Below are 16752 nucleotides of genomic sequence, written 5' to 3' on the forward strand. Positions count from 1 at the left end.
CGTTTCCGGCAAGGTCTATACGAATAAGTAGGGGGCCGGAGTGATAAACTACCGGGGATTTAAGGTCACTGAATCCACCGCATCCGTGCGCAGCAGCAACCGTTTTTTACTCAGATTCAGGATCATTTCTGGTGTTTCCCCACCCCCGGACCGATCTGGTAAATAACCATCTGTACGCTATAGTTAGTTGAGATTTATAAAGAATATTGCTATTTACTTACATAAGTACCCGTCTTATAAAGCCTTTAGGAAAGTAAACCCGTTGGATAGAAAGGGGTAAACAGGATGTTTCAAAACAAGCGGGTCATGGCGCGGCTTTCGCGAGGGATCATCGTTATCCTGATGGCGCTATTCCCGATTGCCGGTCATGCGCTGGCGCTCGGCAAACTCAAAGTACTCTCTGCGCTCAACGAACCACTCAATGCCGAGATCGAATTTACTTCGATCACCGAAAAGGAATTGAAAGGGTTAACCGTCTCGCTGGCCTCGCGTGCGGATTTCGACGTGGCAGGTGTTGATCGTCCTCCGTTTCTCTCGCAAATCAAATTTATTGTCGCCAAAAAACTCGACGGCCGGTATTTCCTCGAACTTCGCACCGAGCAACAGCTTAATGAACCATTTCTGCATTTGCTGTTGCAGATCGATTGGCCGGGCGGAAGGCTGGTGCGCGAGTACACCGCGTTGATTGATCCACCGTACAGGATCGCAGGCAAGGCCGCTCCCGTTGAAGCACCGCAGATAACACCGCCGGCGCCGATGGAATCTCCACCGACTCCATCACCGCCACCGATGGAAGCGGTCGCACCTCCGGCTGAAATAATCAAAGAAGAATTGCCGCCGGTGATTGCCAAGCCGGAAGAACTCAAGCCGGAAGCTGTTCCTACCCAGGAAGAACCCGTCAAGGAAACGGTAACACCCGAATCACCCGCGCTGGCCAAAGAGGCCACGCCGGAAGAACCGTTCGCACCCAAGGTGGAGCCGCTCGAAGCGGCGCCAAAAGCTGAAATCGAATCTCCCCCGGTGGAGCAACCCGTCGCCATGCCCGAAACCAAGCCGGAGTCCGCGCCCGTGTTGGCGACAATATCGGAATATAATGTAAAGCGCGGTGACACACTGTGGCGCATTGCCGAGAGGGCGCGCGCGGATAACGCCGACTTGAGTATCGAGCAGATGATTCTGGCGATTTACCGGACCAACAAGGACGCCTTTTTCGGAAACAACGTCAACAACCTGAAAGCGGGCAAGATACTCAAAATACCCGAGCGTGAAGAAGTGGCGTCCGTTACGTCACGGGATGCGAAGCGGGAATTCCGCGCGCAATACAGCGCATGGCAGGAGTATAAATTAAAATTGGCGAGCGCAAGCCAAGCAGTCAAAGTCATGGAAGCGCCTGAGACTGTCCCGACGGCTGCACCCGAGGCACCGATGATGCCAACCGAAACCAAGCCGGCACAGACCAAACCGGCGGAAACAACACCCGCGGCAACGGACAAGAAAAAACAGGAAGAGCTACTTAAAATCGTCCGCAATACGCTGCAACAGGAAAAAAGCACGCCTGATAAAAGAGTCGCGGAGAAAGAATCCGCCCGGGAAGCAACGGCGAGGGAGCAACAGGCGCTGGCAGAACGTACGGCAACCCTGGAAGAATCTCTTGAATCGAAGCGGCTGGAGAACAAGGATCTCAGCGAGAAGGTCGGGATGGTCCGTTCACAACTCCAGAAAGAATCTCGTCTGATCGAGCTCGAGAACCAGAATCTCGCTCAGCAGCAGCAGAAAGCTTTGGCGCCCAAACCGGCGGAGCCGGCCAAACCCGTGGAGCAACCGGTGGCACCCAAGGTTGAGACTCAGCCAAAGGTCGAGCCCTTGCCACCGGTAGCTAAACCACAACCGGTAAAACCGGCGGCGCCTAAAAAGCGACCGCCTCCACCGTCGGCCCCGGTCGAAGAAAAAGGTTTCTTGGCTTCGGCGCTCGAAGCGGTTCAGGGCGATCTGCTGATGCCCGTGGTGATCGGTTTGGTGGTATTACTGACCGGAGGAATCGCGCTCGTATATTTCCGCCGCCGCCAGCAGTCCATTGCCGAGTTTGAAGAAAGCATTCTTTCCGGTGAGGCGATCAGTACTGATCAAACCGGCGACAGCCACACCCAGGGCGCCGTTACCACCGGAGGCGATACTTCGTTTCTCAGTGATTTCAGCCAGGGTGGCATGGGCAACATTCACACCGACGAGGTCGATCCGGTCGCCGAGGCCGAGGTCTATCTCGCTTACGGACGTGACGAAACGGCGGAAGACATTCTCAAGGAGGCCGTGGTCAAGCACCCGGAACGCCACGAGCTCAAGCTCAAGCTGCTCGAAATCTACCATCAACGTAATGACGTCCCCGCATTTGAGACGCTTGCCGAAGAGCTTTACGCCGCCCTCGGTGGTCGTGGCGGAAAAATCTGGGATAAAGTCGAACAGCTTGGCCGGAAACTTAATCCTGAAAATCCGATGTTCCGGGGTGGCGCTCCGGCCGGCGCGCCCACGGCGGCACCTGCGGCAAAACCCGCGGCACCCGCGGCGGTTGGGTTGGCGTCCTCCGCTGAGGCGGACATACACGCTGGCGTTTCGCTCCCCGGTGACACGACCGCAAAACCGGATTCAGCGGGAGATTTCGACTTCGAGATAGATACTCCTTCCAAAGCGCCGTCCGCGATGCCCGATGATTTCGCTGTTGCCATGCCGAAGGAACCTCCCAAAGAGAAAACAGTTTCCAGTCTCGATTCAATTGATCTGGGCACACCCGTGGATGATTCCGTCGAATTCGATGCCGGTGAAAAAGCCGACGCGGCGGCCGACCTGGAATTCGAAACCCCAAGCGAGGCAGCTCCGGCTGATCAAGACGTGAAGTGGGAGCCGGAACCGGAACAAGAGCCGGCCCGCGCCGCCGCCCCGGAAGCTGACAACCAGGTTTCGTCGCAATGGGATGAAACGGCGACCAAGCTCGATCTGGCCAAAGCCTATATCGACATGGGCGACTCAGAAGGCGCGCGCAGCATCCTGCAAGAGGTAATGACGGAGGGCAATGACACACAGAAGAAGCAGGCCCAGGAGTTGTCTGCCCAACTCGCCTGAGCCATCACGCGCTCAGTAACTCCGTTTGAAATAGATCTCCACCCGGCGGGCCATACCGGCCCGGGCTTCAATGCCAACATGGCCGCTCGGATCGGTTTTTAAATCAAGGCCGATAAATCCAACTACGCGTTCGGCGCCTTTGAAATTCTTTGTGCTGTTGACCGTACCGCTGTCGCGTTCTTCACCGTCCAGGTAACCGTATCCACCCCCGCCGTATAAGCGAACTTGTCCTGTCAACGCCACCAGTCCGCCAATTTCCGCGCGTGAGTCGAACCAGTCGATCACGACGGTCTGCGTTGCTCCTTTGTGATCCACTTTTTGATAGGCATAGTCCAGTGTGTAATACAGCGTAGCGCGTTGGCTTGTGTATAAGAAGCCAAGCAAAGTAAATCCGGCATGATACCCGTTCAGCTCGATGCCCTGCGTGACAGGATTATCTGTCTGCGTGACATAGGCATACCCGCCGTACATCCCAAGCGTGACGTGCTTGCTGACCTTTTCGCGCAGCGACAATCCCAGCCAACGAATATTGGTGTCAATGTCCTGGCTGCCGTAATCGAGGGATGTTTTGGCGAGGGCCAGGCGAACGGAAAAATCCACCGAATTGCCGTTGTCATCCGACGTGGGTGGACCAGCCGCATCGGCGAGTCTGGATATGGTTAAAAAAATCAGCAACGGAAATAAATGACGGATCATTAATTCCGAGACCTCTCGTAGATCAAAAACGAGAAAGGATATGGGTTATTTTCATCGCGCTCGTGACGTTCACGGGAAATTTCCCACCATGACAGTCCTTCGAATTCCGGAAAGTAGGTATCGCCCTCGATACGGGCGTGAATCAGAGTGAGATAAATGCGGTTCGCGCGGTCAAACGCCTGTCGATATATTTCTGCGCCACCGATGATAAAAATCTCAGAATCGTTTCCAGCCGAATTCATTGCATCATCGAGCGAGCGCGTCACGAGACATCCCGCCGCCCGGTAATCCGGATTGCGCGTGACAACGATATTGGTTCGGTTCGGTAGCGGCTTACCGATGGATTCATAATTCCGTCGTCCCATGATCACGGGATGACCCGTGGTGAGTCTCCGGAAATGCCTCAGATCGGCCGGCAAGTGCCAAGGGAGTTTGTTGTTGATTCCAATAACCCGGTTTTCCGACATCGCGGCGATGAGCGAAATCCTTCCCATCCCTTCCACGGAATTTATACCGCCACCGGAGCCTTGATGGCGGGATGCGGGTCGTAGTTCAGCAGCTCGAAATCGTCGAAGTCAAAATCAAACAGCGAGGTCTTTTCTGGGTTGAGCCGCATGCTGGGCAACGGCCGCGGCTCCCGCGAAAGCTGTGTTTTGACCTGTTCCAGATGATTCAGATACAAATGCGCGTCACCCAGTGTATGCACGAATTCGCCCGGTTTCAGTCCGGTCACATGCGCCATCATCAGGGTAAGGAGGGAATAGCAGGCGATATTGAAGGGCACGCCGAGAAAAATATCGGCACTTCGTTGATATAACTGACAGGACAGGCAACCTTGCGCCACGTAAAACTGGAACAAGAGATGACAGGGCGGTAACGCCATTTTTTCAATTTCGGAGACATTCCAGGCGCTGACAATAAGTCGTCGTGAATCCGGGTTGACACGGATCGTGCGGATCACCTGGCTGATTTGATCGATACACCGACCGTCCGGCGCTGGCCATGAGCGCCATTGAGCGCCGTAGACTGGACCGAGGTCGCCGTTTTCATCAGCCCATTCATCCCAGATGCTGACGCCGTGATCCTTCAGATATTTGACATTGGTATCGCCGCGCAAGAACCACAACAGTTCGTAGATGATCGATTTGGTGTGGAGTTTTTTCGTCGTCACCAGGGGGAAACCCTGGGAGAGATCGAACCTCATCTGGTGGCCAAAAACGGAAAGTGTGCCGGTGCCCGTGCGGTCTTGTTTGCGTGTGCCGTGTTGCATGACCTGGCGCATCAAATCGAGGTACTGCCGCATGCATTAATCTCCGTAGCTGTCGTTAGACGAAATCAGACGGTCCCATAGTATATATCGGCTCGTGTAGCAGCGCGCAGCGTTAGTGTCGCGACGGCGCGAACAGACGCACTCCTTTGCGCTTGAACAGCGGCAACAGCACCATCCCCGCGATAAACCCACCGATGTGCGCGCCGAACGCCACACCACCCGCGCGCGGGTCGGCCAGCAGCGAGTTGACGAGTTGCAATATGAACCACAATCCCAACACCGCCATGGCCGGAAGGTACAGGGTTCGGGAATAAAAACCCAACGGGATCAGGACCAGCACGCGGGCGTGCGGGAACAACAATAAATAGGCACCGAGCACGCCGGAAATAGCTCCGCTGGCTCCGATCATGGGGATGGTGGAATCGATGTTGGGCAGCGCCTGCGCGAACACGGCCCCAATACCGCATAACAGATAGAAAACGACGAAGCGCACATGACCCATCGCGTCCTCGATATTATTGCCGAAAATCCATAAAAACAGCATGTTCCCGATCAGATGCATCCATCCGCCGTGCATGAACATCGAGGTGACCACCGTCAGTGCGGGAGGCAAGAGCGTGAGTTCCGGAGGCAGAACCTTGTCACCAAGCAACGTGGCCGGAATGACACCCAGACTAAATATGGCCGACTCAAATCCGTTAGCGCCGAGCGAAACCTGCCACAGGAAGACAAGTGAACACAATATGATCAGGGCGATGGTTATCACCGGTCTGATTGAAGTGGGATTATCGTCGTGCAGCGGAATCACGATTTCATTCCCTGCATGACCCGAAGGGTATCCTGGCGGTAGTAGTGCGTCAGCTGTGTGTAGACGGCCGGGAAATCTTCGTATACCAGTTTCGGAGTGGTGAAAAAGGATTCGCTGATTACCGCGAAGAACTCGGATGGATCATCGGCGGCGTACGGATCCAGCCGGGTGTCCCTTCCGGCGTCCAAATCGTTGCACAACCGCTCATAAGCGGCGTGGAAATCACGCGCCCAATCGCTGACCCGCATGTCCGCCGGCAGCGGTGGATAACCGTTGGCCGCGCCGTTGGAGATATCGAGTTTATGCGCGCATTCATGGATTACCAGATCATGATCGGAGGGAGAATCATCTTCTTTCATGATGGTATCCCAAGACAATACAATCGGGCCCTGTGTCAGCGACTGACCGCAAAGGTCCGCGATTTCCCGGTGTACAATGCCGTGCTCGTCCATGTATTCATCCTGCACCCGGAAATCGCCGGGGTAAATGACGATCGATACCCAATCCGCGTAACTTTCAAGTCCAAGGCCCAGGATGGGGAGGCAGGCATGCAGGGCGATGCGCAGCCGCATGTTATCGCTGACATCCAGCCCGGCAGCACCTTCAAAAGATTTTATTTTGATAAAATCCTCCGTTAGTTTACGCAGGCGATGTAGATCGTCTTCGGGTAAGGCGCCGGCATAGCGGCAGCCACGCACCGCAATTGACCATAAGGTATCGGACATTCCGCGTCGCTTTCGACGCCAAGTGCGATACAGCTTTTTCATTCCACGTTAGGGCGCGTTCGCCAAGTGCCGCGTGGCCGGGCTATGGGCCCTTGCCACCGCTTAACAGCTTGATCGCGAGCTTTTTGACCCTTTCCACCGCGGGCTGATCCAGCGGGTTTATCCCGTACAGCAAACCCGCGTAAACCGTGACTCGCTGGTAGAGGTCGATCAGTTGTCCCAGTACGTGGGCCGTCAGCGACGGGAGCCGCAGGGTCATATTGGGATGTCCGGCTCCGGTGACGACCTCGCGCGTGGCCTGTAACTCGGCCTCGATGACATCGCGCATTTTTTTTCCTTCGAGATAGGGAAAAAATTTCCGGTCGTCGTCGGAAAGCGGGATCGGAAGATCCTGTTCCCAGGCATCGAACGCCAGGAAGGTGAAGATTTTGTCGAGCCGCGATTCGAGGTACATTTGCAGCTGGCTGTGCTGGTCGACAGCGCCCATGGCGCGGACCGGCAAGGTTCCGGCCGGCGGTTTGCCCGATCTGGTTTCCATGCGTTTGCCCAGCGATTCAGCCCATAACTGGCGGTACCAATCCACAAAGAGTTGCAGCGGATCGGCATAGGGCATCATGATTGAAACGCGCTTGTTTTTTTTGATATCGAGCAGGTAAAAAAGCGCGGCGATCTCGAGCGCCGGATTTTTTTTCGGGTCATCCGCCAGGCAGCGCCCGGCATCGGCCGCGGCACCGGCCAGCAGCGCCTGGATGTCAACGCCGGCGACGGCCAGCGGCAGCAATCCCACCGCGCTGAGAACGGAATACCGACCACCCACCCTGGGCGGTACGGGTAGCGAAGGAATTTTTTCGCGGAGGGCAATCTCGCGCAGCCAGCCCCGCTCCGGATCCGTGATCAACCATTGATGCCGACGGGCACGGGACTTGCCCAGATTTTGTTCGAGCCAGTTACGCAGAATCAGATACTGAACGGCGGTTTCAACTGTTCCGCCGGATTTGCTGATACAGATGACCGCCACTTTTTCCGCCGACCGCTGCATTAATTTCCGGAGCGGATAGGGATTGACGTTCTCCAGAAAATGCAAGGCAGGGGAAGATGTCGTGGCGCCGATCGCTGCCAATGCCTGGTGGACGGCCTTGGCGCCCAGACTCGAACCGCCTATCCCGATGACGGCGACTTCCTCGAACCGGCGAATCGCTTCGGCCATCGATTCCATGTCCGGCAACGAAGCGGACATGTGGTCGTGCAGATTAAGACAGGCAAACTCAGCGTCCAATCCCCCTGAAGATTTTACCGTGAGCGATTGGTGGACCCGTTCAAGCTCGGATTTAAGCGTTGCCAATTCCTCACTGGCGATACCTTCTGCACCTACTTGCGTGCGGTACAAGTTGACGGTGTCGATTTCAATCAATTTTTTCGGAGAGTTGTTGCGCATGGACGCAAGTTGGCTTTGAAACTCAACGATCGTTGGCCGTAAAGCGAAATATTCGACCAGAATCGATGAATTTTATCACTGTTTGATATCCCGATATTCCGCCGCTTGCAACGTGTTCGACAGCAACACGGCGACTGTCATCGGACCGACACCGCCGGGTACCGGCGTAATCCAGCTGGCGCGATTTTTGGCGGCTTCAAACTCAACATCGCCAGCCAGCTTTCCGTTCGGTAACCGGTTGATGCCGACATCGATCACGATAGCCCCCGGTTTGATCCATTCACCCTTGACCAGGCCGGGGCGGCCTACGGCGACCACGAGTATGTCCGCGCGCGCAATATGCTCGGGCAAGTTTATTGTCCGGCTATGGCAGACGGTCACGGTACATCCGGCGAGAAGGAGTTCCAGCGACATCGGTCTGCCGACAATATTCGATGCCCCGACCACTACCGCGTCTTTGCCTGCCAACTTAACTCCGGTACTTTCAAGCAAGCGTATTACTCCCAGCGGGGTGCACGGGCGCAATCGCGGCAGGCGTTGCGCCAGTCGCCCAATGTTATAGGGGTGAAAACCATCCACATCCTTGTCCGGGTGGATGCTTTCGATAATGGTCGTTTGATCGACCTGCTTCGGAAGCGGAAGTTGTACGAGGATCCCGTCCACTTCCGGATTACCGTTTAACTGATTAACGAGGGAAACGAGTTTTTCCAGGGTGACATCGACCGGCAGGTCATAGTCGAAAGAGTGGAACCCGGCCTCGCTGCAGGCATGCCGCTTGTTTCTCACGTAAATTTCTGACGCGGTTTCGTGACCGACCTTGACCACGGCCAGCCCCGGGGGCTGTTTGCCTTCGCGCACGCGGCGATCAACCCGCTGTTTGATATCGGCGCTCAGTTGTCGTGCGACTTCTTTTCCGTAAAGAATCCGTGCGCTCATCTTTAGAATCAGGCTTGGCGCGTTTCATGCGCTGGCGAATCATCGCACGCGTCACCGTATGACGCCAAGCGCGTCGCGTTTTGGGATGACTATAATTTCTGCGCGCCAGATTGACGGTGCCTGGAGTGGTGCGTATAGTTCCGCCCTCGCGCTGTCCGGCCGAACTGCTACCGGCAAGTTCCTCCGGAGCGGTCCGTGCCAGCGGTGCCCGGCGTGATTTACCGATCGGGGTATAGCGCAGCCTGGTAGCGCACCTGCTTTGGGAGCAGGGTGTCGGGGGTTCAAATCCCTCTACCCCGACCAATTCAATTTTGATAATTGCGTGCGCGAGGCGCTTACGTTGTAATGACGGGCCTGCATCTGTCTGAGCGCCCGTAGCTCAACGGATAGAGCACCAGCCTTCTAAGCTGGTGGTTACAGGTTCGATTCCTGTCGGGCGCGCCATTTTCAGGGTGGAGTACGCCGTTTCATCGCGGGTATAATATCCGGCGACACCGACCGTTTTTGAATCATGGTGAGCGTAGCTCAGCTGGTCAGAGTCCCGGATTGTGATTCCGGTTGTCGTGGGTTCGAATCCCATCGCTCACCCCATTTTTTCCGGGCCGTTAGCTCAGTTGGTAGAGCAGCTGACTCTTAATCAGCGGGTCGGAGGTTCGACCCCTCCACGGCCCACCATTATTTTTGCCGATGCTGTCATGAAGAATTGTTTTCCTGAGTCTCAGCGTACTCTGTCATATTCATTTCCTTTATTGTCTCCGGATTCGGTTGAGCGTGCTGTCGCGCGGATCGCGCTATACTGGTTGACGTTAACGGCGAATGTGGCGGAATTGGTAGACGCGCTGGATTTAGGTTCCAGTGGGGGAACCCGTGGGAGTTCGAGTCTCTCCATTCGCACCAATCCTTCCCACCGGGTGTTATCGGGACGACCGCCTTATTGTTGGCCTGTCCACGGCAAATCGGTATGATTCCTGTCCATTCAAATCGGCCAGGTAGAGTATTTTTTATCAAGAGGTTTCGAAATGCATGTTTCGGTTGAAACCACCAGTACGCTGGGACGTCGTCTGAAAGTGGCGGTGCCGGCGGATCGGGTGGAAAAAGAATTCAGTGCCCGGCTTCAGCAGTTGTCAAAGCAGGTCAAGATGCCCGGTTTTCGTCCCGGGAAGGTGCCACTCAAAATGGTGGAGGCCCAATTTGGCGGGCGTCTGATGAATGAGGTTGCGGGTGAGCTGATACAGACAACATTTCGCGAAGTCATCGGCAGCCAGGGTCTGCGTCCGGCCGTTGACCCGCGCGTGCAACACAAGCCATTCGGACGCGGCGAAGAACTCGAATACACGATTGAATTTGAAATCTACCCCGAAGTGAAGCGCTCCGACCTGGCGGGTGAAAGAATTGAACGTCCGGTTGTGGAGATAAACGATCCAGATGTGGACCGAACCCTTGAGACCATTCGCAAACAACGTTCGACCTGGAAACCGGTTGAACGGGAAGCGCACATGGGTGACCGTGTGACCATTGATTTTGTCGGTAAACTGAATGGCCAGGAATTCGAGGGCGGCAAAGCCGCCGCCTTCCCGCTGGTGTTGGGCGGCGGGACTTTGATTGAGAGTCTGGAGCAGGGTCTCGTTGGCGCGAAGGCCGGCGATGAGCGCCGGATAAGAGTTAAATTTCCGGCAAACTATCAGCACGCGCTATTAGCCGGGCAGGAAGCGGAATTTGACGTAAAGACAAGCGAAGTCGCTGAACCGGTCGTCCCGGAATTGAATGAAGCCTTTGCCAAGGAGCTGGGTGTCAAGGACGGAACCATTGAACAATTACGCGCGGAAGTGAAGGCCAATCTCACGCGCGAGGCGAGTGCCCGAGTGCGCGCGGTACTGCGTGCACGGATACTGAGTTCCCTGTTGGAAGCCAATCCGATCGAGGTTCCACGAAGCTTGGTCGATACCGAACTCGAGCGTCTTAAAACCGCTGTCAAATCCCGCAGTCTGAATACCGCCGACAAGGACCTGCTCGAAAAGCGCGCGTACCGACAGGTGGCGCTGGGGTTGATACTCGGCGAGATCGTGCGCACGAAAGCGATCAAGCCTGATCCGACCGAAGTTAGGGCGCGAATCGAGGAAATGGCGGCGGACTATGAATCGCCCCAGGAATATATTCAGTGGCACTACGCAAGCCCTGAGCGACTTAGCGAGGTCGAAAGCCTCATCCTGGAGGGAAAAATCGTCGATGAACTCCTGGGTTCTGTCGAGCTTGTCGACAAGCCCATGAGTTTTCAGGAATTAATGAAAACAGAGGCCATTCCGCGGTAGCTACAATTTTCCGTTTCGATTAGATTGTTAATTCAGACGTGACGAAGGAACCATATTAATGAAAGACTTGAGACAAGATGGCGGTGAATTGAATACCCGGGCCCTAGGCCTGATCCCCATGGTGATAGAAACCACCGGCCGTGGCGAACGTGCCTACGATATTTACTCGCGCATGCTCAAAGAACGTGTGATTTTCCTCGTGGGACCGGTCGAGGACCACATGGCAAACCTGGTGGTGGCGCAGCTGCTTTACCTCGAGTCAGAAAACGCAGACAAGGATATTCATCTTTACATCAATTCGCCGGGCGGCGCGGTGAACGCCGGGTTGGCCATTTACGATACCATGCAGTTCATCAAACCGGAGGTGAACACCGTTTGTATCGGTCAGGCCGCGAGCATGGGCGCGCTGATACTCGCGGGCGGCGGAAAAGGGAAGCGCTTTGTGTTGCCGCACGCGCGCATGATGGTGCACCAGCCGATGGGCGGTTTTCAGGGGCAGGCCAGCGATATCGATATACACGCCCGCGAGATATTACGTGTGCGTGAACGGCTCAATCATATTCTGGTCAGACACACCGGGCGGACCCTGGATCAAATCAAGGAGGATACTGACCGGGACTATTTTATGGACGGAGAAGAGGCCAAGGCGTTCGGGCTGATTGACTCGGTCATCGAAAAGCGCGCGTAAATCAGTGAACTTTCCATAATATATGCTATAGATTTAAGGTATAATATAGCTAGGTTAGATGTATATTAGCTTGCAAAGGCGGGCGGAAACACGCATCCTTGCTGGCAAAATATCCTTAATCGAAAACGAGGTTTAAGGATGGCTGATAACAACCACACGGGCAGGGGTGATGGAAAGGGTGAAAAACTCCTGTACTGCTCATTCTGCGGCAAAAGCCAGCATGAAGTTCGAAAGCTGATTGCCGGACCCTCGGTTTTTGTCTGCGATGAATGCGTGGAGTTGTGCAACGACATCATCCGCGAAGAAGTCCAGGAAGAGAAAAACGCCGCCAACGCCAAGAAAAAGTTTCCCACGCCGCGCGAGATTCTGCAGATTCTCGATGAGTATGTAATTGGTCAGAACGACGCGAAGAAAGTACTGTCGGTCGCGGTTTACAACCACTACAAGCGCATTGAGCATGAAGGGAAGATCGGCGAGGTCGAGCTTTCCAAGAGCAATATTCTGCTGATCGGACCCACCGGTTCGGGTAAAACCCTGCTGGCCGAGACACTGGCGCGGCTGCTCAATGTACCGTTTACCATCGCCGATGCCACCACCCTGACCGAGGCGGGATACGTCGGTGAAGACGTCGAGAACATAATCCAGAAACTCCTGCAAAAGTGCGACTATGATGTCGAGAAGGCGCAAAAGGGCATCGTTTACATCGACGAGATCGACAAGATTTCACGCAAATCCGAAAATCCCTCGATCACGCGCGATGTCTCGGGTGAAGGTGTGCAGCAGGCACTGCTTAAACTCATTGAAGGCACGATTGCTTCGGTACCGCCACAGGGCGGACGCAAGCATCCCCAGCAGGAATTTCTCCAGGTAGATACCCGCAATATCCTGTTTATCTGCGGCGGTGCGTTTTCGGGGCTGGAGAAGGTTATCCAGAGTCGCAGCGAAAGATCCGGTATCGGCTTCCATGCGGAAATCCGGACCAAGGCCAATGCCCGGAAAGCGGGGGAGGTTCTGCGCATGGTGGAACCGGAAGATTTGATCAAATACGGATTGATACCTGAGTTCGTGGGCCGGCTCCCGGTGGTGGCTATCCTGGATGAGCTCGATGAACGCGCGCTGATCCAGATCCTGACGGAACCGAAGAATGCCTTGGCCAAGCAATACCAGAAACTCCTCAAACTGGAAGGAGTTGAACTGGAAATTCGCGAAGATGCTTTGCTGGCGGTGGCCAAGCGCGCCATGGAACGCAAGACCGGGGCGCGCGGCCTTAGGTCTATTCTGGAGCGAGCCTTGCTCGATGTCATGTTCGATCTGCCTTCCACGGAAAATGTGAAGAAGGTAATCATCGAGTCGGATGTGATCATGGAAGGCACCAAGCCATTGGTGATCTACGTTGACAATGAAGAACAGGAAAAGCGGCGGGCTTCTGTCAGTCAGTAACGAGGCACCGGCCACGATGCGACTACTTAGAAACCCCGCCATAAGCGGGGTTTCTTCTATTCCGGTGTGGCAAGGAAATAAGCCTGCCATTTGTCCCCAGGCACGGCATATTGGCAGTTTTATCCGGGTATTAATTTTTTGCTGGAAGATTGAAATCTGGGCTTTTAGACACCACACTTAGAAAGTGACCCGTTCACTGCTAGCCACTCACAGGGATTAAAATAGAAATGCCAGAGACCAAAGCTCCGATTACAGTGCCCCAGTCAGAAACGAATCTTCCCGTGCTTCCCTTGCGCGATGTGGTGGTGTTTCCGCACATGGTTATTCCGCTTTTTGTGGGCCGGCGTAAATCAATCCGCGCGCTGGAACAGGCGATGGAGTCCGGCAAGCAAATCATGCTCGTGGCTCAAAAAAGCGCTTCGGATGACGATCCCGCGCCGGACAACATCCACACCGTCGGAACCATCGCCAGCATTCTCCAATTGCTGAAATTGCCGGATGGCACGGTGAAAGTTCTGGTTGAAGGCGAACGCCGCGCGGTTCTGCAAAAGTACCTGGATACGGAAGACTATTTCTCAGCGCAAGTCGCGCTGCTCGAGACCATGCCGCTCACCGATAAAGAGGGTGAAGCACTGACGCGTTCCGTGCTCAACGAATTCGACCAGTACGTCAAGCTGAACATGAAAATCCCACCGGAGATCCTGACATCGCTGGCGGGTATCGACGACCCCGGCCGCCTGGCAGATACCGTGGCCGCGCATCTTTCCCTCAAGATAGAAGACAAGCAGCAGATTCTGGTGGTGCAGGACGTGCGCGAGCGCCTGGAGAAAATTCTCTCTGTGCTTGAAAGCGAGATTGACCTCCTGCAGGTTGAGAAGCGGATTCGCGGGCGCGTGAAGCGTCAGATGGAGAAGAGCCAGCGCGAGTACTATCTCAATGAACAGATGAAGGCGATCCAGAAGGAACTCGGTGAACTGGAAGAAGGCCCGAACGAGGCTGAGGAACTGGCGAAAAAAATCGCGAAAGCGGGAATGAGCAAGGAGGCTCGCGAAAAAGCGGAGTCAGAACTGAAAAAGTTGAAGATGATGTCGCCGATGTCGGCCGAAGCAACGGTCGTGCGCAACTACATCGACTGGCTGGTGAATGTGCCCTGGAAGAAGCGCACCAAAATCGAGAAGGACCTTACGAAGGCCGAGGAGATTCTGGAAAACGACCATTATGGCCTCGAGAAGGTCAAGGAGCGTATTCTGGAGTATCTCGCCGTGCAACAACGCGTGAACAAGCTCAAGGGTCCTATTCTGTGCCTGGTGGGTCCTCCGGGCGTCGGTAAAACGTCGCTGGGGCAGTCCATTGCGCGTGCTACAAACCGCAAGTTTGTGCGCATGTCGCTGGGTGGTGTGCGCGATGAAGCAGAAATCCGCGGCCATCGCCGTACTTACATCGGGTCGTTGCCGGGCAAAATCGTTCAGAACCTGTCGAAGGTAAAAGTTCGCAACCCCCTCTTCATGCTGGACGAGGTGGACAAGATGGCCATGGATTTTCGCGGTGATCCTTCGTCCGCGCTGCTGGAGGTGCTCGATCCCGAACAGAATCACGCGTTCAGCGATCATTACCTGGAAGTGGATTACGATCTTTCGGATGTGATGTTCATTGCCACGGCCAATACTTTGAATATTCCACCGCCGCTGCTGGACCGCATGGAAGTCATCCGCCTGTCTGGTTACACCGAAGATGAAAAGGTGAACATCGCCACGCGTTACCTGATTCCCAAGCAACTCAAGAACAACGGGTTAAAACAGAGCGAGCTGCATCTGTCCGAAAAAACAATTCGCGATATCATCCGTTATTACACGCGTGAGGCAGGTGTGCGTAATCTCGAGCGTGAGATCGCCAAGATCAGCCGCAAGGTAACGAAGGATCTGCTGCTGCACAAATCCAAGTCAGAGAAAATGGTTTCTGTCACACCCAAGAGCCTTGAGAAATACCTGGGTGTCCGGCGTTATCGCTATGGGACGGCCGAACAATCCAACCAGATCGGCCAGGTTACCGGCCTGGCCTGGACAGAAGTGGGCGGTGAACTGCTGACGATCGAAGCGATTATTGTTCCCGGCAAGGGCAAATTGACCATTACCGGAAAGCTTGGCGATGTCATGCAGGAATCCATCCAGGCGGCCATGAGCGTGGTGCGTTCGCGCGCCGTGAAGCTCGGGATCTTCCCGGATTTTTACCAAAAGCATGATTTTCATGTGCACGTGCCTGAAGGAGCCACGCCCAAGGACGGCCCGAGCGCCGGCATAGCCATGTGCACCGCCATGGTTTCGGCGCTGACGAAAATTCCGGTGCGCGCTGAAGTAGCCATGACAGGCGAGATTACGCTGCGTGGCGAAGTGCTTCCCATCGGCGGGTTAAAGGAGAAATTGCTCGCAGCGCATCGTGGCAACCTCAAAGTGGTCCTGATCCCGGAAGAGAATCGCAAGGATCTAACCGAGATTCCGAAAAACATCCGCGATAACCTCGAAATCCAACCTGTAAGATGGATTGACCAGGTACTCGAAGCGGCACTCGAACGTTTTCCCGAACCACTCGACGAGTCGAAACTCGCCGAAGCCGAGGCGGCCAAGCCGCCTGAACCGCACGATTCTGTCAAGCCGATCAGGACACACTGATTAGCGCGCCGGATTACGCCCTCAGGTAAGGGCGCTCGCCATTCGTCTCCGACGGACGTGGCGGGGAGATATGTTCACCGCGCCGCGTGTTTGTTTCTTGACAAGTATTTCCCACAAATGTATATAACCTGCGACGCGACTGGGTTTTTGTACTGCGTCGCCTGTGTTTCAGCAGCAATTGCTTTCGGAGATCCCGTTCACCACCATCCAGCAAGAGGACGCTAACGTGAATAAAACCGATTTAATCGACAGAGTTGCTGAATCAACTGAATTGAATAAAACTTCCGCTGCGCGCGCCGTCGAAGCAGTGTTGGACATAATTGCCGGCACCTTGCGCCAAGGAGATTCAGTCACGCTATCCGGTTTCGGAACTTTCTCGGTCAGCAGCCGTTCCGAACGCGCCGGTCGGAACCCGCGCACCGGCGAGATGATCACCATTCCGGCTTCCAAGGCTCCCAAATTCAAGTCTGGCAAAGGCCTGAAGGATGCCTTAAACTAGCCGCCCCTTTTGGAGGTAGTTCACCACTGGGTGCTTAGCTCAGTCGGTAGAGCGTCGCCCTTACAAGGCGAAGGCCGGGGGTTCGAACCCCTCAGCACCCACCAAGACACCGGGAGCGGTAGTTCAGTTGGTTAGAATACCGGCCTGTCACGCCGGGGGTCGCGGG

General features: G+C 55.2%; 13 protein-coding genes and 6 tRNA genes. 12 read left to right on the forward strand and 7 right to left on the reverse strand.

The window, feature by feature from the left end; genetic code table 11:
- The first annotated feature begins 285 nt into the window (after positions 1-285).
- Positions 286-3114: a FimV/HubP family polar landmark protein gene (locus WD823_RS03570; RefSeq protein ID WP_368428117.1), complete on the forward strand. Its 2829-nt coding sequence runs from the start codon at positions 286-288 to the stop codon at positions 3112-3114.
- A gap of 12 nt (positions 3115-3126) precedes the next feature.
- On the opposite strand, the gene WD823_RS03575 is transcribed toward WD823_RS03570, so the two are convergent.
- The 7 genes from WD823_RS03575 to folD all read right to left on the reverse strand — a co-directional run bounded on the left by WD823_RS03575 (position 3127) and on the right by folD (position 8984).
- Entirely contained in the window at positions 3127-3810 is a 684-nt protein-coding gene (locus WD823_RS03575; RefSeq protein WP_368428118.1) for a hypothetical protein, read from the reverse strand.
- Complete coding sequence (gene folA / locus WD823_RS03580) at positions 3810-4304, reverse strand: type 3 dihydrofolate reductase (protein WP_368428119.1); 495 nt, start codon at positions 4302-4304, stop codon at positions 3810-3812. The genes WD823_RS03575 and folA overlap by 1 nt, the downstream gene beginning before the upstream one ends.
- A gap of 14 nt (positions 4305-4318) precedes the next feature.
- Positions 4319-5113 (reverse strand): thymidylate synthase, encoded by a 795-nt coding sequence (locus WD823_RS03585; RefSeq protein WP_368428120.1) that lies wholly within the window; start codon positions 5111-5113, stop codon positions 4319-4321.
- A 79-nt stretch (positions 5114-5192) separates the two neighbouring features.
- Positions 5193-5888, reverse strand: a complete 696-nt coding sequence (locus tag WD823_RS03590) for a rhomboid family intramembrane serine protease (protein WP_368428121.1) — start codon at positions 5886-5888, stop codon at positions 5193-5195.
- Positions 5885-6655 (reverse strand): zinc-dependent peptidase, encoded by a 771-nt coding sequence (locus WD823_RS03595; protein WP_368428122.1) that lies wholly within the window; start codon positions 6653-6655, stop codon positions 5885-5887. Before WD823_RS03595 ends, WD823_RS03590 begins: the two co-directional genes overlap by 4 nt.
- 40 nt (positions 6656-6695) lie before the next feature.
- On the reverse strand, positions 6696-8048 hold the full coding sequence (locus WD823_RS03600) for a hypothetical protein (RefSeq protein ID WP_368428123.1): 1353 nt from the start codon (positions 8046-8048) through the stop codon (positions 6696-6698).
- A gap of 75 nt (positions 8049-8123) precedes the next feature.
- Positions 8124-8984, reverse strand: coding sequence for a bifunctional methylenetetrahydrofolate dehydrogenase/methenyltetrahydrofolate cyclohydrolase FolD (folD, locus tag WD823_RS03605; RefSeq protein WP_368428124.1), 861 nt, complete (start codon positions 8982-8984; stop codon positions 8124-8126).
- Between the two features lie 226 nt (positions 8985-9210).
- Here folD and WD823_RS03610 point away from each other — a divergent pair.
- The 11 genes from WD823_RS03610 to WD823_RS03660 all read left to right on the forward strand — a co-directional run bounded on the left by WD823_RS03610 (position 9211) and on the right by WD823_RS03660 (position 16690).
- Positions 9211-9287: transfer RNA gene (locus WD823_RS03610), tRNA-Pro, on the forward strand.
- 65 nt (positions 9288-9352) lie between these two features.
- A tRNA-Arg gene (locus WD823_RS03615) sits at positions 9353-9428 on the forward strand.
- Positions 9429-9498: 70 nt separating this feature from the next.
- Positions 9499-9575, forward strand: a tRNA-His gene (locus WD823_RS03620).
- Positions 9576-9583: 8 nt separating this feature from the next.
- Positions 9584-9659 (forward strand) — tRNA-Lys (locus WD823_RS03625).
- Positions 9660-9796: 137 nt separating this feature from the next.
- A tRNA-Leu gene (locus WD823_RS03630) sits at positions 9797-9881 on the forward strand.
- Positions 9882-10003: 122 nt separating this feature from the next.
- The gene (tig, locus tag WD823_RS03635; RefSeq protein WP_368428125.1) at positions 10004-11293 is read left to right on the forward strand and encodes a trigger factor; all 1290 of its coding nucleotides are present in this window, start codon (positions 10004-10006) and stop codon (positions 11291-11293) included.
- Between the two features lie 58 nt (positions 11294-11351).
- Entirely contained in the window at positions 11352-11981 is a 630-nt protein-coding gene (clpP, locus tag WD823_RS03640) for an ATP-dependent Clp endopeptidase proteolytic subunit ClpP (RefSeq protein WP_368428126.1), read from the forward strand.
- 138 nt (positions 11982-12119) lie between these two features.
- Positions 12120-13421: an ATP-dependent Clp protease ATP-binding subunit ClpX gene (gene clpX, locus WD823_RS03645; protein WP_368428127.1), complete on the forward strand. Its 1302-nt coding sequence runs from the start codon at positions 12120-12122 to the stop codon at positions 13419-13421.
- Positions 13422-13648: 227 nt separating this feature from the next.
- A complete protein-coding gene (gene lon / locus WD823_RS03650) occupies positions 13649-16087 on the forward strand; it encodes an endopeptidase La (protein WP_368428128.1) in 2439 nt (812 codons plus the stop codon).
- Positions 16088-16313: 226 nt separating this feature from the next.
- Complete coding sequence (locus WD823_RS03655; RefSeq protein ID WP_368428129.1) at positions 16314-16586, forward strand: HU family DNA-binding protein; 273 nt, start codon at positions 16314-16316, stop codon at positions 16584-16586.
- 28 nt (positions 16587-16614) lie between these two features.
- Positions 16615-16690, forward strand: a tRNA-Val gene (locus tag WD823_RS03660).
- Positions 16691-16752 lie beyond the last annotated feature (62 nt).

This window comes from Sulfuricaulis sp. (assembly GCF_040901545.1).
Lineage (GTDB): Bacteria > Pseudomonadota > Gammaproteobacteria > Acidiferrobacterales > Sulfurifustaceae > Sulfuricaulis.